This window comes from Pseudomonas putida (assembly GCF_009883635.2).
In the GTDB taxonomy this organism is placed as follows: domain Bacteria; phylum Pseudomonadota; class Gammaproteobacteria; order Pseudomonadales; family Pseudomonadaceae; genus Aquipseudomonas; species Aquipseudomonas putida_W.
On record NZ_CP026115.2, the window covers coordinates 2,089,100 to 2,114,824 of the forward strand.

22 protein-coding genes are annotated in these 25,725 nt (G+C 63.2%); 10 read left to right on the forward strand and 12 right to left on the reverse strand.

Features of this window, described 5'->3' with window-relative positions:
- Positions 1-2: 2 nt before the first annotated feature.
- Both C2H86_RS09590 and C2H86_RS09595 read right to left on the reverse strand, forming a co-directional pair.
- On the reverse strand, positions 3-959 hold the full coding sequence (locus tag C2H86_RS09590) for a 2OG-Fe(II) oxygenase (protein WP_240349695.1): 957 nt from the start codon (positions 957-959) through the stop codon (positions 3-5).
- Positions 960-983: 24 nt separating this feature from the next.
- Positions 984-1,964, reverse strand: coding sequence for a hypothetical protein (locus C2H86_RS09595; protein ID WP_159412368.1), 981 nt, complete (start codon positions 1,962-1,964; stop codon positions 984-986).
- A 125-nt stretch (positions 1,965-2,089) separates the two neighbouring features.
- On the opposite strand from C2H86_RS09595, the gene C2H86_RS09600 reads away from it, so the two are divergent.
- The 7 genes from C2H86_RS09600 (at position 2,090) to yccS (ending at position 12,418) form a co-directional block, all read left to right on the forward strand.
- Positions 2,090-2,968 carry a LysR family transcriptional regulator gene (locus C2H86_RS09600; RefSeq protein ID WP_159412369.1) on the forward strand — a complete coding sequence of 293 codons (879 nt, stop codon included), beginning with the start codon at positions 2,090-2,092 and terminating at the stop codon, positions 2,966-2,968.
- A gap of 120 nt (positions 2,969-3,088) precedes the next feature.
- Entirely contained in the window at positions 3,089-4,531 is a 1,443-nt protein-coding gene (locus C2H86_RS09605; protein WP_159412370.1) for a TldD/PmbA family protein, read from the forward strand.
- Positions 4,531-5,850, forward strand: a complete 1,320-nt coding sequence (locus C2H86_RS09610; protein ID WP_159412371.1) for a TldD/PmbA family protein — start codon at positions 4,531-4,533, stop codon at positions 5,848-5,850. Before C2H86_RS09605 ends, C2H86_RS09610 begins: the two co-directional genes overlap by 1 nt.
- A gap of 130 nt (positions 5,851-5,980) precedes the next feature.
- On the forward strand, positions 5,981-7,408 hold the full coding sequence (gene mdtD, locus C2H86_RS09615) for a multidrug transporter subunit MdtD (RefSeq protein ID WP_159412372.1): 1,428 nt from the start codon (positions 5,981-5,983) through the stop codon (positions 7,406-7,408).
- A gap of 112 nt (positions 7,409-7,520) precedes the next feature.
- Entirely contained in the window at positions 7,521-8,855 is a 1,335-nt protein-coding gene (gene dbpA, locus C2H86_RS09620) for an ATP-dependent RNA helicase DbpA (RefSeq protein WP_240349712.1), read from the forward strand.
- A 114-nt stretch (positions 8,856-8,969) separates the two neighbouring features.
- Positions 8,970-10,151 carry an NAD(P)/FAD-dependent oxidoreductase gene (locus C2H86_RS09625; RefSeq protein ID WP_159412373.1) on the forward strand — a complete coding sequence of 394 codons (1,182 nt, stop codon included), beginning with the start codon at positions 8,970-8,972 and terminating at the stop codon, positions 10,149-10,151.
- 83 nt (positions 10,152-10,234) lie between these two features.
- Positions 10,235-12,418 carry a YccS family putative transporter gene (gene yccS / locus C2H86_RS09630; RefSeq protein ID WP_159412374.1) on the forward strand — a complete coding sequence of 728 codons (2,184 nt, stop codon included), beginning with the start codon at positions 10,235-10,237 and terminating at the stop codon, positions 12,416-12,418.
- Between the two features lie 41 nt (positions 12,419-12,459).
- On the opposite strand, the gene C2H86_RS09635 is transcribed toward yccS, so the two are convergent.
- The gene (locus C2H86_RS09635; RefSeq protein WP_159412375.1) at positions 12,460-13,197 is read right to left on the reverse strand and encodes a substrate-binding periplasmic protein; all 738 of its coding nucleotides are present in this window, start codon (positions 13,195-13,197) and stop codon (positions 12,460-12,462) included.
- Positions 13,198-13,363: 166 nt separating this feature from the next.
- Between C2H86_RS09635 and C2H86_RS09640 the strand changes: the two genes are divergently transcribed.
- Positions 13,364-13,837, forward strand: a complete 474-nt coding sequence (locus C2H86_RS09640; protein WP_159412376.1) for a GNAT family N-acetyltransferase — start codon at positions 13,364-13,366, stop codon at positions 13,835-13,837.
- On the opposite strand, the gene C2H86_RS09645 is transcribed toward C2H86_RS09640, so the two are convergent.
- The 9 genes from C2H86_RS09645 to tkt form a co-directional block, all read right to left on the reverse strand.
- Positions 13,812-14,108 carry a winged helix-turn-helix domain-containing protein gene (locus tag C2H86_RS09645; RefSeq protein WP_023378388.1) on the reverse strand — a complete coding sequence of 99 codons (297 nt, stop codon included), beginning with the start codon at positions 14,106-14,108 and terminating at the stop codon, positions 13,812-13,814. The two genes, C2H86_RS09640 and C2H86_RS09645, sit on opposite strands and share 26 nt — an antisense overlap.
- 12 nt (positions 14,109-14,120) lie before the next feature.
- Positions 14,121-14,621, reverse strand: a complete 501-nt coding sequence (locus C2H86_RS09650) for a M48 metallopeptidase family protein (protein WP_027920691.1) — start codon at positions 14,619-14,621, stop codon at positions 14,121-14,123.
- A gap of 39 nt (positions 14,622-14,660) precedes the next feature.
- Positions 14,661-16,778 (reverse strand): putative bifunctional diguanylate cyclase/phosphodiesterase, encoded by a 2,118-nt coding sequence (locus C2H86_RS09655; RefSeq protein WP_159412377.1) that lies wholly within the window; start codon positions 16,776-16,778, stop codon positions 14,661-14,663.
- 198 nt (positions 16,779-16,976) lie between these two features.
- Positions 16,977-18,041 carry a class II fructose-bisphosphate aldolase gene (gene fba, locus C2H86_RS09660; protein WP_008093958.1) on the reverse strand — a complete coding sequence of 355 codons (1,065 nt, stop codon included), beginning with the start codon at positions 18,039-18,041 and terminating at the stop codon, positions 16,977-16,979.
- Positions 18,042-18,141: 100 nt separating this feature from the next.
- A complete protein-coding gene (locus C2H86_RS09665) occupies positions 18,142-18,471 on the reverse strand; it encodes an MliC family protein (RefSeq protein WP_110633321.1) in 330 nt (109 codons plus the stop codon).
- Between the two features lie 76 nt (positions 18,472-18,547).
- The gene (locus tag C2H86_RS09670) at positions 18,548-18,766 is read right to left on the reverse strand and encodes a hypothetical protein (protein WP_159412378.1); all 219 of its coding nucleotides are present in this window, start codon (positions 18,764-18,766) and stop codon (positions 18,548-18,550) included.
- A gap of 32 nt (positions 18,767-18,798) precedes the next feature.
- Positions 18,799-19,962 (reverse strand): phosphoglycerate kinase, encoded by a 1,164-nt coding sequence (locus tag C2H86_RS09675; protein WP_159412379.1) that lies wholly within the window; start codon positions 19,960-19,962, stop codon positions 18,799-18,801.
- 12 nt (positions 19,963-19,974) lie between these two features.
- On the reverse strand, positions 19,975-21,036 hold the full coding sequence (epd, locus tag C2H86_RS09680; RefSeq protein WP_159412380.1) for an erythrose-4-phosphate dehydrogenase: 1,062 nt from the start codon (positions 21,034-21,036) through the stop codon (positions 19,975-19,977).
- A 150-nt stretch (positions 21,037-21,186) separates the two neighbouring features.
- Positions 21,187-23,184, reverse strand: coding sequence for a transketolase (gene tkt / locus C2H86_RS09685; RefSeq protein ID WP_159412381.1), 1,998 nt, complete (start codon positions 23,182-23,184; stop codon positions 21,187-21,189).
- A 226-nt stretch (positions 23,185-23,410) separates the two neighbouring features.
- On the opposite strand from tkt, the gene C2H86_RS09690 reads away from it, so the two are divergent.
- The gene (locus tag C2H86_RS09690) at positions 23,411-24,403 is read left to right on the forward strand and encodes an ArsR/SmtB family transcription factor (protein ID WP_159412382.1); all 993 of its coding nucleotides are present in this window, start codon (positions 23,411-23,413) and stop codon (positions 24,401-24,403) included.
- A gap of 19 nt (positions 24,404-24,422) precedes the next feature.
- A complete protein-coding gene (gene metK, locus C2H86_RS09695) occupies positions 24,423-25,613 on the forward strand; it encodes a methionine adenosyltransferase (RefSeq protein ID WP_103445962.1) in 1,191 nt (396 codons plus the stop codon).
- Positions 25,614-25,725 lie beyond the last annotated feature (112 nt).

The window sequence follows — 25,725 nt, forward strand, 5'->3', positions numbered from 1 at the left end:
GATCAAGCCTCCGTGTGACGCAATTCCTCGAACGTAATCGGCGCGATGCCTATTCGTGCAAATTGCCGGGTAGCCGAGCGCTGCAAAGCCCACCGCAACTTCAACCAGTTGGGGATGGTGGCGGGTATTCCGTCGTCGGAGGCCAGGTGCCAGAAACGGTTGGAATCATCGGTGAAGTAAGGGCAATGGAATGACAACACCAGTGACATGCGTCGCCCGCTGAGCACCGGGCGAACACCGTGGAACAACCGGCTGCCGTAGATGAACAGGGCATCGCCAGGATCGGCGAGCTGCGCGGTCTCGAAGGTCCGGTGATCCAGGGCATCAAAGCTGTCGACAGTACCGTTGTGGAACAGGAACTCGCCGCCGCTGTAGTCGGAGGCGCCCGAGAGCACGATGTTCAGCACATAGTTGGTGCCATCCGTGTGCCACATGCCCAATTGCTGCTGTTGCTCGGCAGGCTTGGGGTAGAAGTAATTGATCTGCGAGCGGGCATTGAGCATCGGGTAAGGCACAAGCGGTACGCCGGCAACACGCGAGACAGCGAGAAGAAATGAACGACTGCACATCATGTCGTTGATGAACGACGACAGCGCCGTAACACCCCGCGTGCGCCGGGAAATGATCCAGTCACTGTCACCCGCGCGTTCTTCTAGACGTGTGCAGATGCCTTGCAAAACCGCGACACCTTCCGGCGTTAGCAGCCGGTGGACAACCGCTGCGCCGGTGATGCTGTCTACTGCGATATTTGCGTGCGGGCTCTGGCCATACCCAAGCTCACCCAGTGTCCGGGTGTCGCTGACGGTGGGTCCATGCTGGCAGAGGAAATCATCCCGCCAAACGCTCTGCTCGTTCAGGCACATTGGTGCAGGCCGCGGTGTGCGTTTCAAGGTTGACTTGAGCGCCAGCTTCACGCGCCCAATGCCGCGCTCGAACAAGGGTAAGGTGTCTAGGTTCATGATGTGTCTGTCCCTGTGTAGCCCCTACTGAAGGTACTTCGCGATCTGATAGCGCACCGAGCCGTCACCGCTGGCAAATTCGTCGACCACACTGCAGTTGCAATGGCGAACTCGAATGCGACGAAACTGTTCGGGCGTGTATTTGAGGCAGATGTTGGTCAGCAGGTACCCATGCTCGTGCAAGCGCTGCACGGGCTGCAGGGTCACGGCCACATGGATCGACTCATCCAGAATACGAAGAGGCACAAGAATGGCTTCGTGCTCACCCGAGGGTATGAAGCCTTGTTGCAGTGCAACCATGTGCGAGAACTGAAGCATGTTGCGGTTGGCATAAAATGCCAGAATGGCGCCTTCCAGGCCCTGCTCATACACCTGCATTTCAGAAAGTATGTAAGTGGCGTCTCCTGCCAGGTTGCGTATCAGCCTGCCCGTACTTACCGGCAGCTCATTACCCTCCTGGAAACCCAGCAAAGTGATAAGGGTGAGCTCCTGGTCGTGACGCAAGGCATCGTGTGTCACGGTGCGATAGTCGGCAGCAATGTAATTGAAGCTGCCATCAGCCTGCACGATGGGGCGCAATGCATCGCTCATCGCGGGTTCGGATGTCTGGTTGATATCGATGGCGGTGTAACGGATGGAGCTGGACGTCTCGGCCATTCGTTTGAGCAAGCAGGTACTTTTGACCGGCTCGGGGCCCAGCTCGACATAATGCACACTACGCCCGCTGCCCAGCATCGCCAAACGCTCGGCAACGTTGCCAATGACGCTCTTGAGCGCACCCTGCCCTTGCGTGTCGGCACACAACCCGTCTTCACCCAGGCCTTGCTCATTCAGGGCGCGCATAAGCAGAAATATTTCGTGATTGAATCGATGCTCACTTTCAGGCCCTGAATCAGGCTGAAACAGCGTCGAATACTTCTCATGATTCTCGACAGTCCAAAGCCTTGCGTGCTGGTAGCTCGGGGTGTGTACGAGGGCATCTACAACGAAGTCGTTCAGGCTCATCCGTATCATTCCATTGCATTTTCGAGGGGCAACAGTGCTGTAACCACAAGGTAAGAGGGGTTATAAAGCCTGTACAGTTGATTAAATCGAAACGCTGGTTCGATCCAACCAAATCAGGTGGTTACATGGGCAAAGGCCTCGACATAAACGTACTGCGGACCTTCCAGGCAGTAGCCCGGCTTGGCCGCTTCAAGGATGCAGCCGACTACGTCCACCGCAGCCCTTCGGCAGTCACCACGCAGATCCAGAAGCTGGAGGAAAAGGTCGGCCAACAATTGTTCGCCCGCAGCAACCAGTCGGTGGAACTGACCCCTGCAGGCCGGCATCTACTGGGTGAAGCCACACGTTTTTTGATGGCCCATGACCGGCTGCTGGCGACGCTGTCGCCGCAGCAGATCACCGGCAAAGTGCGCCTGGGCGTACCCGATGGTTACGCCGCCAACCTGATGAGCGACTTTTTGCCGGTATTTGTAGCCAACAATCCGAAACTGGAGCTGGAAGCCGTAGCATGCTCCAGCGCAGAACTCTTCGACTTGTTTGCGCGCCAGCGGCTGGACCTGGCTGTAGCAGTCAGCAGTGACCACTGGCAGCAAGGTGAGTGGCTGCGCTCGACCCAGCCACGTTGGGCCGCCGCGCCTGGGTTTGCATACGATGCCAGCCGCCCGTTGCCACTGGCACTGCAAATGAAGGGCTGCCCGTATCGGGAAGCGGCCTTGCAGGCATTGAAGGCTCACGGCATTGCCTACCGTATCCTGCTGGAAAGCGCCAACTGGCATGCAGTGCTGGCGTGCATGCGCAGCGGCTTGGCAGTGGGTATCGTCGAAGGGCTGGAGAGCGGCGATACATCGCTGGCATTCGTCGAAGGGTCGGGTTTGCCCGACTTCGCCGAGCATCACCTTTACCTGCTGACAGATGCCTCTCACCATATCGCTTTGCAACTGAACGGGATGTTGAAAGCCGCCATCCAGAAAGATGGGCTGTCGGCGCCGCGTGTTATTTCCTGACCTGGGAAATCCCCGCCTGCCATAATGACCTGGCATTGCTCGAGGCATGCGACGACACGTGCCTCGCCATGCAAGACGGGTGGTTCTAGGGGGAGCCACCGTGAAAACGGAGGCTTCCAGATGTTCGATTCCAGCGCCCTGCTGCGCCAGCGCTTTGCTGCGCTGCGCAGTACGGCCGAGTTGTTTTCCCTGCGTCATGTGAAACAGTCGCACCAGGCGCTTTCGGTTCGCCGCAATGTGGCTGAGCCGCCCGTCTTCAGCCATGACGAGGGCGCCATGCTCACAGTGCGGATCAATGGTGTGGAGGCCTATGCGGCCACCGCCGACCTATCCCAGGCCGGCCTGCAACGGGCACTGGAACAGGCCGAGGCATTGGCTCGCCAGATCGCCCGGCACAGCTTGCTCGACCTGCGCGAGCAGCCGGCGACCAGCGCCCGCCACGACCACATCTCACCCAATTTCGACCAGCCGGTACCGAGCCTGGCCGACTGCCTTGGCCTGCTCGCCGCAGAATCGGCAAGCGTGCCCAAGGACAGCCGCCTGGTGGACTGGCAGGCCAGCCTGGGCCTGAGCCTGGTCGAGCAGACCTACCTGAACTCGGCCGGCGCCGAACTGCGCCATGCCCAGCGCTTCCTGTTCCCGGGCCTCAGTGTCACCGCCAGCGACGGCCAGGACAGCCAGAGCCGCAGCCTGGGCCGCGACAACTTCGGCCAGCAAGGCGGCTTCGAAATCGTCGAGCGCTGCGGACTGGTTGGCGCTGCTCGCCAGGTCGCCGACCAGGCACTGCAACTGCTGCTGGCGCCGAACACCCCCAGCGGCGCACGCGACCTGCTGCTGATGCCCGACCAGATGATGCTGCAGATTCACGAGTCCATCGGCCACCCGCTGGAGATGGACCGCATCCTCGGCGACGAGCGCAACTACGCTGGCACCAGCTTCGTCAAAGCCACCGACTTCGGCCACCTGCAGTACGGTTCCGAATTGCTCAATGTGACCTTCGACCCAACCATCGGCGAAGAACTGGCCAGCTACAGCTTTGATGATGACGGCACCCCGGCCAGCAAGCAGTTCCTGATCCACAACGGCCTGTTGATGCGCCCGCTAGGTGGTGCGCTGTCGCAGTTCCGCTCCGGCCTCGACGGCGTGGCCAATAGCCGCGCCTGCGGCTGGAACCGTGCACCAATCGACCGCATGGCCAACCTCAATATCGAACCGGGCGACCAGTCCCTCGACCAGCTGATCCGGGGCATCGAGCACGGCATCCTGATGCGCACCAACCGCTCCTGGTCTATCGACGATGCGCGCAACAAGTTCCAGTTCGGCTGTGAGTTGGGCCAGCTGATCGAAAACGGCGAGCTCAAAGGCATCGTCAAGAACCCCAACTACCGCGGCATCTCCGCGCAGTTCTGGCGCAACCTCGCGGCGGTCGGCGACCGCAGCACCTTCCAGGTTCTGGGTACACCCAACTGCGGCAAGGGCGAGCCCAACCAGGTCGTGCGGGTCGGGCATGCTTCACCCGCCTGCGTGTTCCGCCAGATCGACGTTTTCGGAGGAGATGCCTGATGAAACACGTTTTCGAAGCCCTGATCGCGGATGTGCGCCAGGCCCTGCAGGCCGACGAGCAATTCACCCTCGGTTACAGTGCCGAACAGTCGCAATTCGTGCGTTTCAACCACGCCAAGGTGCGCCAGGCTGGCGAGGTAAGCCAGGCCAGCGCGCAACTGCGGTTGGTCCACGATGGCCGCCAGGCGGAACAGCAGGTGACCCTGAGTGGCGACGCGCAACTTGACCGGCAACGCCTGATCGCTGCCATGGCGCAGTTGCGCCAGACCCTGCCATTGCTGGCCGTCGATCCGTACCTGCGTCTGGACGAATGCGCATGGCACAGCCACAGCCAGCAGGAGCAGCCGTTGCCCGCGCTGAGCGAAGTGCTGGCCCTGCTCGAACGCGAGGCTGGCGACCTGGACTTGGTCGGCATCTATGCCGCCGGCCCGATCTGCCGGGGCTTCGCCAGCTCGTTCGGGGCCATTGGCTGGCACCAGGCCAACAGCTTCAACGTCGACTGGAGCCTGTTCCACGAAAATGGTGAGGCGGTGAAGGCCAATTATGCTGGCCAGCAGTGGAGCGCCGAAGATTTCACTGCCCGCCTGCGCCTGGCACGGGAACAGCTGAGCTTCCTCGGTCGCCCGGCAGTGACCCTCAAGCCCGGCAGCTACCGCGCTTACCTGGCACCTGCGGCCATGGATGAAATTGCCGGCATGCTCTGCTGGGGTGGTTTCTCCGCACAGGCCCTGGCCACCGGCAACAGTGCCCTGCAGCGCCTGTACAACGGCGATGCGCAACTGCACCCGATGGTCAGTTTCAGCGAGCAGGTCAGCGGCTCGCTGAGCCCGGAATTCTCCGACGAGGGCTCACCGCGCCTGGATGTGCCGTTGATCCAGCAAGGCAACGCAATGCAGCGGCTGGTCAGTGCCCGCAGCGCAGCGGAATTCGAGTTGCGGGCCAATGGCGCCGACAGCTACGAGTCGCCGTGCGCACTGAGCCTGGCGCCGGGCAACTTGCCCAGCGAGCAGGTCCTTGAGCGGCTCGGGACCGGCCTGTACATCAGCAACCTGTGGTACCTGAACTACTCTGACCTGCCAGCGGCACGCATGACCGGGCTGACCCGTTTCGCCACTTTCTGGGTGGAGAACGGCGAGATCCAGGGGCCGGTAAGCACCATGCGCTTCGATGACAGCCTGTACAGTCTGCTCGGCAGCCAACTGGAGGACCTGACCTGCGAGCGCGAGATGATCCTGTCGACCAGCACCTATGGGCAGCGCAGTACTGGGTCGAGTCATCTGCCGGGGGCGCTGGTCAAAGGGCTGACCCTGACATTGTGATTGGCAGGACCGGCCTTTTCGCGGGGCAAGCCCGCTACTACAGGAATGTCACCGCATTCAAAGGCGGTGGAGATCCTGTAGGAGCGGGCTTACCCCGCGAAAGGGCCGGCACAGGCAAAAAGAGGAAGCCATGCCCGAACGCACTCCGTTAGATCCCACCACTGCCCGCTGGATCCCCTGGGTGGTGGCCATCGCCTTCTTCATGCAGTCCCTGGATGGCACCATCCTCAACACCGCCCTGCCGGCCATGGCCCGCTCGCTGGCCGAAGACCCACTGCGCATGCAGGGCGTGATCATCGCCTACATGCTCACCGTGGCCTTGCTGATCCCCGCCTCCGGCTGGATCGCCGACCGCTTCGGCACCAAGCGCATCTTCTTCAGCGCCATCCTGCTGTTCAGCTTCGGCTCGCTGTTGTGTGCCATGGCCAACAGCCTCGGTTTCCTGATCTTCGCCCGCATCGTGCAAGGCTTGGGCGGCGCGCTGATGCTGCCGGTCGGGCGGCTGGTGGTGTTGCGCGCCTACCCGCGCAGCGAACTGGTGCGGATCATGAGCTTCATCACCATCCCCGGCCTGCTCGGCCCGCTGCTGGGCCCGACCCTGGGCGGCTGGCTGGTGGAGATCCTCAGCTGGCACTGGATCTTCCTGCTCAACCTGCCCGTCGGCCTGGTCGGCTGCTACGCAGTCTGGAAGTTCATCCCCGACCTGCGCGGCGCTGAACGCACCCGCTTCGACACGCCAGGCTTCATCCTGTTCGGCGCAGCGATGGTGCTGATCACCATCGCCATGGAAGGCCTGGGCGAGCTGCACCTGCCGCACCTGCGGGTGATGTTGCTGCTATTCGCCGGCATGGCCTGCCTGGCCGCCTACTGGCTGCGCGCCGGGCGCGACCCGGAGCCATTGTTCTCCCCCAGCCTGTTCAGCGTGCGCACCTTCGCCATCGGTATCCTCGGCAACCTGTTCGCACGCCTGGGCAGCGGTGCCCTGCCGTTCCTGGTGCCGCTGCTGTTGCAGGTAGCATTGGGCTATTCGCCAGCCCAGGCCGGCATGAGCATGATCCCACTGGCCGCATCGGCGATGCTCGCCAAGTCCGTCGCCCGACCCTTGATCGAGCGGCTTGGCTACCGCATCGTGCTGACCGGCAACACCTTGCTGCTGGGCATCCTGCTGGCTAGCCTGGGCCTGGTCGACGAGCAGACGCCGTATGCCCTGCTGCTGGTGCAGTTGGCGCTGCTCGGCGCGGTCAACTCGATGCAGTTCACTGCGATGAACACGGTGACCCTGATCGACCTCGACGACGCCAGCGCCAGCAGCGGCAACAGCCTGCTGTCGGTGGTCGCGCAGCTGTCGCTGAGCCTCGGCGTGGCCTGCGCCGGCGCCTTGCTCGGCGGCTTCACTGCGGCGGGCAGCGCCGAAGGCGTGGAAACCACGCTGGGCGCGTTCCAGCTGACCTTCGTCACCATCGGCGTGATGGCCATGCTGGCAGCAGCGATCTTCCTGCAACTGTCGCCGACGGACGGAAGGCGTGCCCGTCGTCCGGAACAACACGTGGAATCGTAGGGCGAATGGCCATGAGGCTGGTAGACTGTGCGGCATTTTTCGCTTCGCACCGCAGGCCCGCCTCGTGACCACCGAATCCACCGCCTTTGCCACCTTGCCGCTGTCCACCGCCATGCTGGCCAACCTGGACGCCCTCGGCTATGCCTCGATGACGCCGATCCAGGCCCAGAGCCTGCCCGTCATCCTGCGCGGCCAGGACCTGATCGCCCAGGCCAAGACCGGCAGTGGCAAGACCGCCGCCTTCGGCATCGGCCTGCTCAACCCGATCAACCCGCGCTACTTCGGCTGCCAGGCGCTGGTGCTGTGCCCGACCCGCGAGCTGGCCGACCAGGTGGCCAAGGAACTGCGCCGCCTGGCCCGGGCCGAGGACAACATCAAGATCCTCACCCTCTGCGGCGGCGTGTCGCTGGGCCCGCAGATTGCCTCGCTGGAGCACGGTGCACACATCATCGTCGGCACTCCCGGTCGCATCCAGCAGCATCTGGACAAGGGCACCCTGGTGCTCGACGGCCTGAACACACTGGTGCTGGACGAAGCCGACCGCATGCTCGACATGGGTTTCTTCGACGCCATCGCCAGCATCATCGGCAAGACCCCGTCGCGTCGCCAGACCCTGCTGTTCTCGGCTACCTACCCGGCCGGCATCGAGCAACTGGCTGCAGATTTCATGCGCAAGCCGCAGCAGGTCAAGGTCGAAAGCCTGCACGCCGACAACCAGATCGAGCAGCGTTTCATCGAGATCGACCCGCAGCAACGTCTGGAAGCCGTCACCCGTGTGCTTGGCCACTATCGCCCGCAATCGTGCGTGGCGTTCTGCTTCACCAAGCAGCAATGCGAAGACGTGGTTGCCCACCTGACCGCCAAGGGTATCGTCGCCCAGGCCCTGCATGGCGACCTGGAGCAGCGTGACCGCGACCAGGTGCTGACCATGTTCGCCAACCGCAGCAGCTCGGTACTGGTGGCCACTGACGTGGCGGCCCGCGGCCTGGATATCGACGGCCTGGACATGGTCATCAACGTCGAGCTGGCGCGTGATGCCGAGATTCACGTACACCGCGTGGGCCGTACCGGCCGTGCCGGTGAGAAAGGTGTCGCGGTAAGCCTGGTCGCGCCAGCCGAAGGCCATCGCGCCCAGGCCATCGAAGACCTGCAGAAAAGCCCGCTGCGCTGGGACCAGCTGGACAGCCTGAAGAACAAGGGCGAGCCGCTGTTGCCGCTGATGAGCACGCTGTGCATCGCCGCCGGGCGCAAGGACAAGCTGCGCCCGGGCGACATCCTGGGTGCGCTGACCGGCGATGCCGGGATCCCGGGCAAGCAGGTGGGCAAGATCGCCATCTTCGACTTCCAGGCCTTTGTGGCGGTGGAGCGGCCATTGGCCAAGCAGGCCATGCAGCGCCTGAACAGCGGCAAGATCAAGGGCCGGTCCCTGAAAGTCCGCATCGTCTGACCTATTTTGGGGCCGCTTTGCGGCCCATTCGCGGGACAAGCCCGCTCCTACAGGGGATCGCATGCCCCTGCGAAAGGGCTGCAAAGCAGCCCCTGCTTTCTATGAGGTAACACCGTGCACTCCACCGACGTGATCATCCTCGGCGCCGGCGCCGCCGGCCTGATGTGCGCCCAGCTCAGCGCCCGCCGTGGCCGCCGGGTGCTGCTGCTCGACCACGCCAACAAGCCCGGCAAGAAGATCCTCATGTCCGGCGGCGGGCGCTGCAACTTCACCAACATGTACACCGAGCCTGCCAACTTCCTTTCGCACAACGCGCACTTCTGCAAGTCGGCCCTGGCCCGCTACACCCAGTGGGACTTCATCGAACTGGTGAGCAAGCACGGCGTTGCCTACCACGAGAAGAAGCTCGGCCAGCTGTTCTGCGACAACAAGGCCAGCGACATCCTCGACATGCTGCTGGCCGAATGCGACGACGCGGGCGCCGAAATCCGCATGCACACCAGCATCGAACACATCGAGAAGACCGAAGGTGGCTACCTGCTGCAGACCAGCGGCGGCCAGTTCGCCTGCCAGTCGCTGGTGATCGCCACCGGTGGCCTGTCGATCCCGACCCTGGGCGCCACCGGCTTCGGTTACCAGGTGGCCCGCCAGTTCGGCCACACCCTGCTGCCGACCCGCGCCGGGTTGGTGCCGTTCACCATCACCGAGCCCCAACTCAAGGCACTGTGCACCGAACTGTCGGGTACTTCGCTGGACTGCACGGCCAGCTGCAACGGCACCAGTTTCCGTGAGAACCTGCTGTTCACCCACCGCGGCCTGAGTGGCCCGGCGATCCTGCAGATCTCGTCGTTCTGGGAAGCCGGCGACACGGTGGAGATCAACCTGCTGCCCGACCGCGACGCACTGAGCTGGCTGCAGCAGATGCAAGCGGAGCGTGCCAACGCCGAACTGAAGACCGTGCTGGGCGAGGTGTTCACCCGCAAGCTGGCCAACCTGCTGGCCGAGCAGTGGTTCGAATCCCGGCCGATGAAACAGTACACCCCGGCGGAACTGGCAGAGATCGCCGAAAAACTGGCGAACTGGCAGGTGGTGCCGGCCGGTACCGAAGGCTATCGCACCGCGGAAGTGACCCTCGGTGGCGTGGACACCCGCGAAGTGTCGTCCAAGACCATGGAATCGCTGAAAAGCCCCGGCCTCTACTTCATCGGCGAAGTGCTCGACGTCACCGGCCACCTGGGCGGTTTCAATTTCCAGTGGGCCTGGGCGTCTGCCAACGCCGCTGCGCAGTTCGTGTAGAGTAGAATCCATTCAGCAGCACGGAACGCTTCTTGCTGGCCGTGCTGCAATGCATTCATTCGATCACTGCCTAGCAGGCCATCATGTCATCGAGTTCGTTCCGTCAGTCACTGCGTCGCCTGTGGGGCCAAGACAAGTTCAGCTACAGCATCCGGGTCACCATCGCCCTCACCGGCAGCCTGGCCCTGTGCTGGTTCCAGAACGAAATGGCCCTGCTGATTCCGCTGTTCCTAGGCATCATCGCCAGTGCCCTGGCCGAGACCGATGACAGCTGGCAGGGCCGCCTCAGCGCCCTGGCCGTTACCCTCACCTGCTTTGCCATCGCCGCGCTTGCGGTCGAGCTGCTGTTCCCCTATCCGTGGATCTTCGTCATCGCCCTGGCGCTGGCAGCGTTCGGCCTGACCATGCTCGGCGCCTTGGGTGAGCGCTATGGCGCGATTGCTTCGGCGACGCTGATCACCTCGGTGTACACCATGATCGGCGTGGACCAGCGTGGCGGCCAGGTCACCGATTTCTGGCACGAGCCGATGCTGCTGGTGGCGGGCGCAGCCTGGTACGGCCTGCTTTCGGTGCTGTGGCAGGCACTGTTTTCCAACCAGCCGGTGCAGCAGAGCCTGGCCAAGCTGTTTTACGAACTCGGCAGCTACCTCAAGCTCAAGGCCAGCCTGTTCGAGCCGATCCGCAACCTCGATGTCGAAGCCCAGCGCCTGGAGCTGGCCCGGCAGAATGGCAAGGTGGTGGCGGCGCTCAACGCGGCCAAGGAAATCATCCTGCACCGGGTCGGCAACAGCCAGCCGAACTCCAAGGTCAGCCGCTACCTCAAGCTGTACTTCCTGGCCCAGGATATCCACGAACGGGTCAGCGCCTCGCACTACCCCTACAACGCCCTCAACGAGGCGTTCTTCCACAGCGATGTGATGTTCCGCTGCCAACGCCTGCTGCGCAAACAGGGGGCCTCCTGCCAGGAGCTGGCCCGTTCGATCCGCCTGCGCCAGCCATTCGTGCTGGCCAGCGGTTTCGCCGAAGCACTGGAAGACCTCAACGCTTCGCTTGAACACCTGCGCATCCAGAGCAACCCGGCCTGGCGCGGCCTGCTGCGCTCGCTGCGCGCCCTGGCCGCCAACCTGGCGACCCTCGACCGCCTGCTCAGCGCCGCCAGCAACCCCGACAGCCTGGCCGATGCCAGCGACAGCAGTTTGCTCGACCGCTCACCACGCACGCTGAAAGACGTGTGGACGCGCCTGCGCACCCAGTTGACGCCGACCTCGCTGCTGTTCCGCCACGCCCTGCGCCTGCCGTTGGCGCTGTCGATCGGTTACGGCATGGTGCACCTGATCCACCCGACCCAGGGCTACTGGATCATCCTCACCACGCTGTTCGTCTGCCAGCCCAACTACGGCGCCACCCGGCGCAAGCTGGTGCAGAGGATCTTCGGCACCGCGATCGGCCTGACTGTCGGCTGGGCGCTGTTCGACCTGTTCCCCAACCCGGTCATCCAGTCGCTGTTCGCCGTGGCTGCGGGCGTGGTGTTCTTCGTCAACCGCACCACCCGCTACACCTTGGCCACGGCAGCCATCACCCTGATGGTGCTGTTCTGCTTCAACCAGATCGGCGATGGCTACGGCCTGTTCCTGCCGCGCCTGTTCGATACCCTGGTCGGCAGCCTGATCGCCATTCTCGCGGTGTTCCTGTTCCTGCCCGACTGGCAAGGCCGGCGCCTGAACAAGGCACTGGCCAATACGCTGGCCTGCGCCAGCGTGTACTTGCGCCAGATCATGCAGCAATACGCCCACGGCAAGCGCGACGACCTCGCCTACCGCCTGGCCCGGCGCAACGCCCACAACGCCGATGCGGCGCTGTCGACCACACTGGCCAACATGCTCATGGAGCCGGGGCATTTCCGCAAAGAGGCCGATGTCGGTTTCCGCTTCCTGGTTTTGTCGCACACCTTGCTCAGTTACCTGTCAGGGTTGGGCGCGCACCGCGATACAGCCTTGCCTGCAGAGGTGCAGGAACAGTTGATCGATGGCGCGGGGCAGAGCCTGGCCAATAGCCTGGACGAGATTGCCAATGGCTTGGCAGCACGGCTGCCAGTGGCGATTCACAGTGATGCCGAAGAAGCGCTGGCCGATGCCCTGGAGCAGATGCCGGAAGAACTGGATGAGCACCAGCGGTTGGTGCAGACACAGTTGGCGCTAATCTGCCGGCAGCTGGGGCCGTTGCGGACCTTGGCGGCCCACCTGATCAAAGAGGCACCTGCGCCCTGAGCACGCCTGTCCCGCGAAAGGGCGAGCACAGACGATAGAGATCAAAAGCCATGCTGGCGCATCAGCCGTGCATAGCTGCCATCGGCTTTCATCGCCGCAATGGCCTGCTCGAAGCGTTCGACGATCTGTTGGTGATCGGGGTGCTTCAGGCTCACCAGAATATGCAGGGTGTTCTCTGCCAGCAGCGGCTCCACCAACGTCACGCCATCGCGCACATCCTGCGGCTCGCGCTGCAGGTTGTAGCGCGCCACGTATTCATCTTCCACGGCCAGGTTCACTCTGCCGGCTGCCAGCATGCGCACGGCAGTCGAGAAGTTGCGCACCTCCACCTTGTGCAAGCGGGTATCGCCATCGAACGCCGGTGAATAGGCATAGTCGCGCACCACTGCGATGCTGTAGGGATAAAGGTCGCTCTGATTTTTGTAGCTGAACGTGTCGCCCTTGCGCTTGAGCAGGCGAATGCGATTGCTCAGGTAGCCCTTGGAAAACTGCCCGATCAGTTTGCGCCCGTCGTTGTACCAGGCGCTGATCAGCACGTCGTAGCGCCCTTCACCAATGCCCATCAAAGCCCGCGCCCAAGGCACTTCCTCGTAGCCGCTGGCATACCCGGCACGGGCCAGCGCCGTGCTGACCAGGCTGGTGGCCAGGCCGCCACCTGGCATGGCACTGTCGGTGAACGGCGGCCAGTTGTCGGCCACCAGCCGCAGCCTGTCATGGCCGGATGCAGGTACTGCCAGGAGCACGCCCAGCAAACCCAACGCGCAAAGCAGTGGCCGCATGCAGAAGTCCTTTTGCAGTGGGAGGCACACGCTGTGGAAGGCGATTCGCAGATGAGATTACACAAAGCCGTTGCCTGGGGCAGCGGCCAATAATGTCATTTAGCCTCTATTTTGGCCGAGCTTTGAAAATTTGCGATGATCAGCCATCCAAATCAGGAGTTTCCCCATGTCCATCCACTGGCTTTGCAAGCATCACTCCGACCTCGACAAGCATGAGCTCTACGCCATCCTGCAATTGCGTACCGCTGTGTTCGTGGTCGAGCAACGCTGTGCCTACCAGGAAGTCGATGGCCAGGACCTGACAGGCGACACCCTGCACTTGATGGGCTGGCAGGATGACAAGCTGGTGGCCTACCTGCGCCTGCTCGATCCGCAGTCGCAGGGCGGTGATGTGGTCATCGGGCGGGTGGTGACCTCACCCGAGGTGCGTGACCTGAAACTCGGTCATCCGCTGCTGATGAAAGGGCTGGAAGCGGCCGGGCACTGCTGGCACGGGACGCCGGTCTATCTGTCGGCGCAGGCGCACCTGCAAGGGTTCTATGCCCGGCACGGCTTTGCAGTGGTGGGTGAGCAATACCTTGAGGATGACATTCCGCATATCGGCATGCGCAAGGTCATGGATACCCCAGTACTTCCCTGATCTGGCGCAGGTGCTGGATGATCCACTGCTTGTCGATCGCCCCCCAGTCATGGATGCGGTAATGCCCGGCATGGTTGCGCGCACCTTCCTGCTGCTCGAACTCGCAGACGATGTCCAGGTCGGCGAGTGCGGCGATGGTGTCCTGGGCCGTACGCCGAGGCATGCCGGTGGCCTCCATCAGTGCCGGCACGCTGGTGGCGGTCTGGCTGTCAATCAGCCAGGCCACGTACAGGCGGCGGTAGAAACTGCTCTTGGTCTTGCTCACATCCATGCTGCGTGATCCTTACAGGTTGCCTGGCAACTCCCGGTAGGTCAGGTAGACGCGCAGGTCGAATTCCAGTTGGTGGTAAGCCGGCTCCATGTGCTGGCAGAGCTGGTAGAACGCCTTGTTGTGATCGCGCTCGCGCAAGTGCGCCAGCTCGTGCACCACGATCATGCGCAGGAACTCGGGCGCCGCCTCCTTGAACAGCGAGGCAATGCGGATTTCCTTCTTCGCCTTGAGCTTGCCGCCCTGCACCCGCGAAACCGCGGTATTGAGCCCCAGGGCCCGATGAGTCAGGTCCAGGCGGTTGTCGAACAGCACCTTGTCCAGGTTGGGTGCACTGCGCAGGTATTGCTGGCGCAGGTCCTGGGCATAGCCGTACAGCGCCTTGTCGCTCTGCACGTCATGGCGCCCGGGGTAGCGGCGCTGCAGGTACTCGCCCAGGCGGTCGCTGTCGATCATCTGCCGCACCTGCTCCTGCAGGTGCGGTGGGTAGGCTTGCAAATAGCGTAATACGGTCATGGCATGGCATTCGGCGTAACGAGTGCCGATTCTAGCCAATCACGGCCGTAGCCAGGGAAAAATCGCCGGAAAGCCACTGGCATCAGCCGCCGTCATCGGGTGCGCGACCAGGAAGCCCTGGACGTAAGCGCAACCGTTTGCCTTCAGCCACGCAGCTTGGGCCTCTGTTTCAACACCCTCGGCGATCACCGTGATGCGGTAGTCCGCGCACAAGCCGATGACACTGCGCACCAGCGCGGCATCCGCCGCCGAGTCCGGCAGGCGCGCCACCAGATGGCGGTCCAGCTTCAACGTGTCGATGGGCAAGTCGCGCAGCATGCGCAGCGAACAGTCGCCCGCACCGAAATCGTCCAGCGCCACGCGCACGCCCAGTTCACGCAGGCGGTGAATCTGCTTGATCGCCGTGTCGATGTTGTACATGAGCGAGGTCTCGGCAACCTCAACCTCCAGTTGTGCCGGGTCGAGCTGGTAATCCTGGATCACCCGCTGCAGTTCATCGACCAGGCTGGGCATGGTGAACTGCGCGCGGCTCAGGCTGATACCCAACACCAGTTCCGAGTCGAAACGCTGGCACCAGGCCTGGCGCTGGGCGGCGCCCTGGCGGTAGATCCAGCTGGCCAGGCGGTTGATCAGCCGTGCCTCTTCCAGCAAGGGTATGAACAGCCCGGGCGGTACATCGCCAACGCTGGGGTGCTGCCAGCGCAGCAAGGCTTCGAAACCCCGTAGCTGGCCATCGGCAAAGGCCACCTGGGGTTGGTACACGAGGCTGAAGTCCTGGGCCTCGACGGCATTGCGTACGCTGTCTTCAAGCATCAACCGCGACCGGGCACGGCCATTGAGCTCCTGATCATAGAAGCGATACTGCTGGCGACCGGCCTGCTTGGCCGCATACATCGCCGTATCGGCGGCGCGCAGCAGGCCTTCGACATTGCCGCCACAGTCGGGATAAGTGGCGATACCGATGCTGACGCCCAGGCACACATCCAGCCCGTCCACCTGTTGCTGGATCGACACTCGCTCGAGCAGCTTTTCGGCATGGCGCCCGGCCTGTTCCGGGTAGGGCAGGCCGTCGAACAGCGCGGTGAATTCGTCGCCGCCCATGCGCGCCAGCAGCGCCTCGCTGCCAAGGCAGTCCTTGATCTGCTCGGCCACCCAGCGCAGCACCCGGTCACCGGCCTCATGGCCCAGCGAGTCGTTGATCCGCTTGAAACCGTCCAGGTCCATGTACATCAGGGCCTGGGTCTTGTTCGAACGCTCGCCACGCAGCAATGCGCCTTCGGCGGCCTGGTAGAAACCGCGACGGTTGAGCAAGCCGGTCAAAGGGTCGGTCACCGCTTGGTACTCGAGCTGCTGGTGCAGGTTGCGCTCGACCGACATGTCCAGCACCGTCACCACCATGGCCTGCTGCTCCGCCGGCAACGGCGCGCAGGAGAGGGCCACGGGCACCAGACCACCGGGGATGCGCAGATGGGCATCGTGAACCCGCACGATTTGCCGCGCGAGATAGGCGCTGTGAAACTCGGACTCACTCCACAGGGTGGCATTGGCCAGCTGCAGCAGGTCGAGTAGGTGCACACCCTGCAGTTGCTCGACCGGGGTATGCATCAGGCGCGATATCGCCGGGTTGGCAAAACTGATGACACCCTCGGCGTCGACCACCAGGATGCCTTCGGCGGCGTTCTCCAGGATCGAGGCGTTGAATGCCCGGGCCGCCTCCAGCTCGCGGGTCAACCGCTGCAGCATGCGCCGGTTGCGCTGCTGGTCCAGCTGCGCCTGCACCTTGGGCTTCAGAATCTGTGGATCGAACGGTTTGAACAGGTAATCCACCGCACCGCTGGCATAGCCCTTGAGCACGGCAGCGTCGGACTGCTCGTTGGCGGTGAGGAAGATGATCGGGGTCAGCCGGGTGCGTTGGCTGCCGCGCATCAGGCGGGCGACCTCGAAGCCGTCCATTTCGGGCATCTGCACATCGAGCAGGACCAGATCGACCTCGTGTTCGAGCAACGTACCCAGGGCTTCCATCCCCGAGCTTGCCGTCAACACGTGCCAATCATTGCGCGCCAGCAAGGCCCGCATGCTGATGAGGTTTTCCGGGTAATCGTCTACTACCAGGAGAACCGATTTGCCATCCAGTGGTTGAGGGTAAGCGCCATCCATGCTGCTTCTCTTGTTTGACCGACTTCGACTAGCTATTGGATCCGATTAATACTCTAGACCTGCGGTTGCGACAAGCAATGCAATCAGATCGCTATCAGTGAATTAGTTTCACGGTAGCCGACTAACGGTTGCCTTGCAGCTTTTTCGACACATAAAAAACCCGCATCGCTGCGGGTTTTTCATGACTGCACCTGTGAATCAGTTGACCTTGGCGGCCAGCTCACCCTTCAGATAGCGCTGGAACATGCCTTCCAGGGAGATCGGCTTGATCTTCGAGGCATTGCCGGCGGTACCGAACGCTTCGTAACGGGCGATGCACACGTCACGCATCGCTTTCACGGTTTCACCAAAGAACTTGCGCGGGTCGAACTCGCTCGGGTTCTGTGCCATCAGGCGGCGCATGGCACCGGTGGACGCCAGGCGCAGGTCGGTGTCGATGTTGACCTTGCGCACGCCGTGCTTGATGCCTTCGACGATCTCTTCGACCGGTACGCCGTAGGTCTCTTTGATGTCGCCGCCGTACTGGTTGATGATCGCCAGCCACTCTTGTGGCACCGAGGAAGAACCGTGCATCACCAGGTGGGTGTTAGGGATGCGCTTGTGGATTTCCTTGATGCGGTCGATGGCCAGCACGTCACCGGTAGGCGGCTTGGTGAACTTGTAGGCACCGTGGCTGGTGCCGATGGCAATGGCCAGGGCGTCGACCTGGGTCTTCTTGACGAAGTCGGCGGCTTCTTCCGGGTCGGTCAGCATCTGGCTGTGGTCCAGCACGCCTTCGGCACCGATGCCGTCTTCCTCACCGGCCATGCCGGTTTCCAGCGAACCCAGGCAGCCCAGCTCGCCTTCCACCGAAACGCCACAGGCGTGGGCCATGGCCACGGTCTGCTGGGTAACGCGGACGTTGTACTCGTAGTCGGTCGGGGTCTTGCCGTCTTCACCCAGCGAGCCGTCCATCATCACCGAGCTGAAGCCCAGCTGGATCGAGCGCTGGCAGACGTCAGGGCTGGTGCCGTGGTCCTGGTGCATGCACACCGGGATGTGCGGGAATTCCTCGATGGCAGCCAGGATCAGGTGGCGCAGGAACGGGGCGCCAGCGTATTTGCGGGCACCGGCCGAAGCCTGGACGATCACCGGGGAGTCGGTCTTGTCGGCCGCTTCCATGATGGCGCGCATCTGCTCGAGGTTGTTGACGTTGAAAGCCGGAACGCCGTAACCGAACTCGGCGGCGTGGTCCAGCATCTGGCGCATGCTAATGAGTGCCATTGTGTATCTCTCTCCCGACAAGCGTCGTTTGTTTCGTGCAAGCCTGCCGCAGGGGCGGTTGCTGTTCAAGTAGTGTGGGCCGCCTGTGCGGCCCGGCCAGTCACGGTGCCTTGCAGCCCCGCCCAATCAGATCGTTGGTTGCCACCCAATACACCAGGCCTTCTTCGCCCTTGGTGTGGAAGGCCAGCACGCCATCGCTGTACAGCGCGCCAGAGGCGCCCGGCTCGGCCTTGAGCCGATAGACCTGGTCACCGCCGCCGAGGCGCACGTCAACCTGGTCCCGTTGTGCATCAGCGAAGCGCCACAGCACTTCGGCCTGGGTGTCACAGACCCAGCGGGTCCAGTTGTCCGCCGGGGCGGAAGGCGCAGGCTGCATCAGCGAGCATCCTGCCAGTGTCGCCAGGGCCATCGAGGCCAGCAGCGCTTTCATTACATATCCTCTAGATGACCACACAGCGGTCGCTTGGTTGCCTGCCCCGACGAAACGCCTTATCCGGTCGTTCTCTTCAAGGGCAACCCGGCGCCTGGTGCTGGTGTTCTTCGTCGTACTTTTCCAGGCCTTGCGGGCCGACGCGCTTGCTGATGACCGGCACGGTCTCGGCCTGCCACTCGGACTGGTAGCAACCGCCCTTGGGCGGCTGCGCCGGGTCGGCATCCGAGGACGGACCGCTGGAGCAAGCGCACAGCAGGCCGGCCAGGATCATCACAGGCAATTGCTTGACCATCTGGTCGCTCCCTTTGCCAGGCGCCGCCATTGTCAGGCTTTTGCCCGCTCTTCCAGGATCGCCACGGCGGGCAGCACTTTGCCTTCGACGAACTCGAGGAAAGCACCGCCACCGGTAGAAATGTAGGAGATTTCCTTGCTGACGCCATATTTGTCGATGGCCGCCAGGGTATCGCCACCACCGGCGATGGAGAAGGCGGCGCTATCAGCGATGGCCTTGGCCAGTACCTTGGTGCCGTTGCCGAACTGGTCGAACTCGAACACGCCGACCGGGCCGTTCCACAGGATGGTCTTCGACGACTTCAGCAGCTCGGCGAAATTGGCTGCGGTCTGCGGGCCGATGTCCAGGATCATGTCATCGGCGGCTACGTCGGCGATGGCCTTGACGGTGGCTTCGGCGTCTTCGGCAAAGGCCTTGGCAACCACCACGTCGACGGGCAGCGGCACGCTGACCTTGGCGGCGATGGCCTTGGCGGTGTCGACCAGGTCAGGCTCGTACAGCGACTTGCCGACCGGGTGTCCGGCAGCGGCGAGGAAGGTGTTGGCAATGCCGCCACCGACGATCAGCTGGTCACAGACGCTGCTCAGGCTGTTCAGCACGTCCAGCTTGGTCGACACCTTGGAGCCGGCAACGATGGCCGCCATCGGCTTGGCCGGGGCTTTCAGGGCCTTGCCCAGCGCGTCCAGTTCTGCGGCCAGCAGCGGGCCAGCGGCAGCGACCTTGGCGAACTTGGCGACGCCATGGGTGGAGCCTTCAGCGCGGTGAGCAGTGCCGAATGCGTCCATGACGAACACGTCGCAGAGGGCGGCGTACTTCTGTGCCAGCTCGTCGGCGTTCTTCTTCTCGCCCTTGTTGAAGCGCACGTTCTCGAACAGCACCAGGTCACCCGCGTTGACCTGAACGCCGTCCAGATAGTCGGCAACCAGCGGTACTTCGCGGCCCAGGGCCTTGCTCAGGTAGTCGGCAACCGGCTTGAGGCTGTTCTCGGCAGAGAACTCGCCTTCGGTCGGGCGGCCCAGGTGCGAGCAGACCATTACCGCCGCACCCTTTTCCAGGGCCAGCTTGATGGTCGGCAGCGCTGCCAGGATACGCGCATCGCTGGCTACCACACCGTCCTTCACAGGTACGTTGAGGTCTTCGCGGATCAGTACGCGCTTACCTTGCAGGTCGAGGTCGGTCATCTTCAACACGGTCATGAATGCAGTCCTTCAGGGCTGTTTGCTGCGGGTTGGGTGGACGACGTGCAGATAGTGTTCGGCAACGTCGAGCATACGGTTGGCGAACCCCCATTCGTTGTCGAACCAAGCCAGCAGGTTCACCAGGCGTGGGCCTGAGACGCGGGTCTGGCTGGCATCGACGATGGCCGAATGCGGGTCATGGTTGAAATCACAGCTGGCGTGAGGCAGCTCGGTGTAGGCCAGCAAGCCTTTGAGCGGGCCGCTCTGCGCTGCCTCGCGAAGCACCCGGTTGACCTCGGCCGCGCTGGTGTCGCGGGCGGTCTGCAGGGTGATGTCCAGGCACGAGACGTTGACGGTCGGCACACGTACCGCTTTGGCCTGGATTCGCCCGGCAAGTTCCGGAAGCAGGCGTTCGATGCCGCGCGCCAGGCCAGTGGACACCGGGATCACCGACTGGAAGGCCGAGCGCGTGCGGCGCAGGTCTTCGTGGTGATAGGCATCGATCACCGGCTGGTCGTTCATTGCCGAGTGGATGGTGGTGATCTGCACGTACTCGATGCCGAATGCCTGGTCCAGCACGCGCAGCAGCGGTACGCCGCAGTTGGTGGTACAGGAGGCGTTGGACACCAGGCGTTCGTTACCGGTCAGGCAATCCTGGTTGATGCCATAGACCACGGTGGCGTCGACATCGGCCTCGCTGGCCATGGGCTGCGAGAACAATACGCGCGGCGCACCGGCATCGAGGAAGCGCTGGCCATCGGCGCGGGTGTGGTAGACGCCGGAGCACTCCAGCACCAGGTCGACACCCAGGGCGGCCCAGTCGATGCCTTCAGGCGTAGCGCTGCGCATGACTCTCACGCAGTCGCCATTGATGTGCAGACAGTCGCCGTCGACCTTCACCTCGCCGGGGAAACGCCCGTGGGTGGAGTCGAAGCGTGTCAGGTATTCGATGCTGGCCTGATCGGCCAGGTCGTTCAGCGCAACGATCTCGAAACCGGCCTTTGCCCCCCGCTCGAACAGTGCGCGCAGGACACAGCGGCCGATGCGGCCGTAACCGTTGAGTGCAACTTTGTAGGGACGCGGGTGGGGCATTGGGTGGCTCGCTAACGCATGATGGCTGTTGGGGCCGCGTTGCGGCCCATCGCGACGCAAGGCCGCTCCCACAGAGACCGCGTACGCAGTACCTTGTGGGAGCGGCCTTGTGTCGCGAAACGAGGGCGAAGCCCTCGCCTTACGCCTGTATCAGTCTTCCAGCAGCTCTTCGGCGGTGCCCAGGATGTTCTCCAGAGTGAAGCCGAATTCCTCGAACAGTGCAGCGGCCGGAGCCGACTCACCGTAGGTGGTCATGCCGATGATACGACCTTCCAGGCCAACGTACTTGTACCAGAAGTCCGCGTGGGCGGCTTCGATGGCGATGCGCGCAGCGACTTCGACCGGCAGTACCGATTGCTTGTAGGCAGCGTCCTGGGCATCGAACACGCTGGTGCAAGGCATGGAAACCACGCGCACCTTGCGGCCCTGCTCGGTCAGCTTGGCCTGCGCCTGAACAGCCAGGCCCACTTCCGAACCGGTAGCGATCAGGATCAGCTCAGGCTCGCCAGCACAGTCCTTGAGCACATAGCCACCGCGGCTGATATCGGCGATCTGCTGGGCGTCGCGCGCCTGGTGCTGCAGGTTCTGACGCGAGAAGATCAGCGCCGATGGGCCGTCCTTGCGCTCCAGGGCGTTTTTCCAGGACACGGCCGATTCGACCGCGTCGGCTGGGCGCCAGGTGTCCAGGTTCGGCGTGCTGCGCAGGCTGGTCAGCTGCTCGATCGGCTGGTGAGTCGGGCCGTCTTCGCCCAGGCCGATGGAGTCGTGGGTGTAGACGTGGATCACGCGCTGCTTCATCAGTGCCGACATGCGCACGGCATTGCGGGCGTATTCCATGAACATCAGGAAGGTTGCGCCGTAAGGCACCAGGCCACCGTGCAGGGCGACGCCGTTCATGATCGCAGTCATGCCGAACTCACGCACGCCGTAGAACACGTAGTTGCCGCTGGCATCGTTGGCTTCGACGCCTTTGCAGCCTTTCCACAGGGTCAGGTTGGAGCCGGCCAGGTCAGCCGAACCGCCGAGGAACTCAGGCAGCATCGGGCCGAAGGCATTCAGCGCGTTCTGGCTGGCCTTGCGGCTGGCGATGGTTTCACCTTTGGCGGCCACTTCATTGATGTAGGCCTGGGCCTTCTCGCTGAAGTCGGCCGGCAGCTCGCCGCTGTCGCGGCGCTTGAACTCGGCAGCCAGTTCCGGGTAGGCCTTGGCGTAGGCGTCGAAACGCTGGTTCCAGTCGGCTTCGGCCTTGGCACCGGCAGCCTTGGCATCCCACTCGGCGTAAATGTCGGCCGGGACTTCGAACGGACCGTGGTTCCAGTTCAGTTCCTTGCGCGCCAGGGCGATTTCGTCGTTGCCCAGCGGTGCGCCGTGGCAGTCTTCCTTGCCCTGCTTGTTAGGCGAACCGAAACCGATGATGGTCTTGCAGCAGATCAGGGTCGGACGGTCGCTCTTGCGCGCGGTCTCGATGGCCATCTTGATTTCATCGGCATCATGGCCGTTGACGTTACGGATGACTTGCCAGTTGTAGGCTTCGAAACGCGCCGGGGTGTTATCGGTGAACCAGCCGTGCACTTCGCCGTCGATGGAGATGCCGTTGTCGTCGTAGAAGGCGATCAGCTTGTTCAGGCCCAGGGTGCCGGCCAACGAGGCGACTTCATGGGAAATACCTTCCATCATGCAGCCGTCGCCGAGGAACACATAGGTGTTGTGGTCGACGATGTTGTGGCCTTCACGGTTGAACTGTGCAGCCAGCACTTTCTCGGCCAGGGCAAAGCCCACGGCGTTGGCGATGCCTTGGCCGAGCGGGCCGGTGGTGGTCTCGACGCCTGGGGTGTAGCCGTATTCCGGATGGCCCGGGGTACGGCTGTGCAGCTGGCGGAAGCCTTTGATGTCATCGATGGTGACATCGTAGCCAGTCAGGTGCAGCAGCGAATAGATGAGCATCGAGCCGTGGCCGTTGGACAGCACGAAGCGGTCACGGTCAGCGAACTTCGGGTTGCTCGGGTTGTGCTTCATGTAGTCGCGCCAAAGCACTTCGGCGATATCCGCCATGCCCATGGGGGCACCTGGGTGGCCGCTGTTGGCCTTTTGCACGGCATCCATGCTGAGTGCACGAATGGCGTTGGCACGTTCACGACGGCTGGGCATCGCTTATCTCCTGGGGCTTGAATAGGTGGTGTCACGAAAAAGGCGGCCATTTTCGCCCACTGCGGGGGCCGGGGGCAATGACGGATGGTCGCAGTTGGGGGATTTTCCTGTGATTGGCCTCCATAACGGCGAAAAAACCGCCAGGGCCACCCGCCCATCAGCCAATATCAAAACTTTTTGATATTGACCTTGCGGGGGCAGCCCCGCCTGTCTAGACTGCCGCACCATGAACCTCCGTGCGCAACCGATCCCCCAGCAAAGCGACACACTGGCCGCCCTGTGCAAGGCCAGTGGCGATGAGCTGCGCCTGAACGTGTTGCGCGCCCTGGCCAGTGATTCGTTCGGCGTGCTGGAGCTGGCGCAGATCTTCGACGTCGGCCAGTCGGGCATGAGCCACCACCTCAAGGTGCTGGCCCAGGCCGAGTTGGTGGCCACGCGGCGTGAAGGCAATGCGATCTTCTACCGCCGCGCCCTGCCCGATGGCCAGCGCTTCGGCGGGCGCCTGCACATGGCCCTGCTCGATGAGGTCGACGACCTGGCCTTGCCGGAGGATGTGCAGGCCCGCATTGCCCAGGTGCAGCAACGCCGCGCCGCCACCAGCCAGGACTTCTTCCTGCGTGTGGAAGAAAAATTCCGCGCCCAGCAAGACCTCATCGCCGGCTTGCCGCAGTACCGCGAAAGCCTGCTGGCGCTACTCGACAAGCTGAACTTCGCGTCGACCGCCAGCGCGCTGGAAGTCGGCCCCGGCGATGGTGGTTTCCTGCCGGACCTGGCACGGCGCTTCGCCCAGGTCACTGCCCTGGACAACAGCCCGACCATGCTCGAGCTGGCGCGCCAGGTCTGCGAACGCGAACGCCTGGGTAATGTGTACCTGCAGTTGGCCGATGCACTGGGTGCAACGGATGTGGAAGCCGACTGCGTTGTGCTGAACATGGTCCTGCACCATTTCAGCGACCCGGCCCTGGCCTTGCGCCAACTGGCCAAACGGGTGAAGGCAGGCGGCAGCCTGCTGGTCACCGAACTGTGCAGCCATGACCAGGGTTGGGCGCGGGAAGCCTGCGGCGACCTCTGGCTCGGCTTCGAACAGGACGATCTGGCCCGTTGGGCCACAGCAGCCGGGCTGGCCCCCGGGGATAGCCTCTATGTAGGCTTGCGTAACGGTTTCCAGATACAGGTCCGTCATTTTCAGCGGACGCCTGGCGACACTCACCATCGGTAAATTTTAGGAACCCGTCGAGATGAGCGAATACTCCCTTTTCACCTCCGAGTCCGTGTCCGAAGGGCATCCGGACAAGATCGCCGACCAGATTTCGGACGCGGTCCTTGATGCCATCATCACCCAGGACAAGTACGCCCGCGTAGCGTGCGAAACCCTGGTCAAGACCGGTGTCGCCATCATCGCCGGCGAAGTCACCACCTCCGCCTGGGTCGACCTGGAAGAGCTGGTGCGCAAAGTCATCATCGACATCGGCTACAACAGCTCCGACGTCGGCTTCGACGGCGCCACCTGCGCCGTGATGAACATCATCGGCAAACAGTCGGTTGACATCGCCCAAGGCGTCGACCGCTCCAAGCCGGAAGACCAGGGCGCGGGTGACCAGGGCCTGATGTTCGGCTACGCCAGCAACGAAACCGACGTGCTGATGCCAGCGCCAATCTGCTTCTCGCACCGTCTGGTCGAGCGCCAGGCCGAAGCGCGCAAGTCCGGCCTGCTGCCGTGGCTGCGCCCTGACGCCAAGTCGCAGGTCACCTGCCGTTACGAGAACGGCAAGGTCGTCGGTATCGACGCGGTGGTCCTGTCGACCCAGCACAACCCTGAGGTCTCGCTGAAAGACCTGCAGGAAGCCGTGATGGAGCTGATCGTCAAGCACACCCTGCCGGCCGAACTGCTGCACAAAGGCACCCAGTTCCACATCAACCCGACCGGCAACTTCATCATCGGTGGCCCGGTGGGCGACTGCGGCCTGACCGGCCGCAAGATCATCGTCGACTCCTACGGCGGCATGGCCCGTCACGGTGGCGGCGCGTTCTCCGGCAAGGACCCGTCCAAGGTCGACCGTTCCGCCGCCTACGCTGGCCGCTACGTGGCCAAGAACATCGTTGCCGCCGGCCTGGCCGAGCGCTGCGAGATCCAGGTGTCCTACGCCATCGGCGTGGCCCAGCCGACCTCCATCTCGATCAACACCTTCGGCACCGGCAAGGTTTCCGACGACAAGATCATCCAGATCGTGCGCGAGTGCTTCGACCTGCGCCCGTACGCCATCACCAAGATGCTCGACCTGCTGCACCCGATGTATCAGGAAACCGCTGCCTACGGCCACTTCGGCCGTGAGCCACAGCAGAAGACTGTCGGCGACGACACCTTCACCACCTTCACCTGGGAGCGCACCGACCGCGCCCAGGCGCTGCGTGACGCTGCCGGCCTGTAATTGTCCTACAGCGGTAAATGAAAGCCCCTGCCGAGCGATCGGCAGGGGCTTTTTTGTGACATATCGGCTGACAACTGCGCAGCGCAACGCTCGCTTCCTTTGCCTAGGCTGA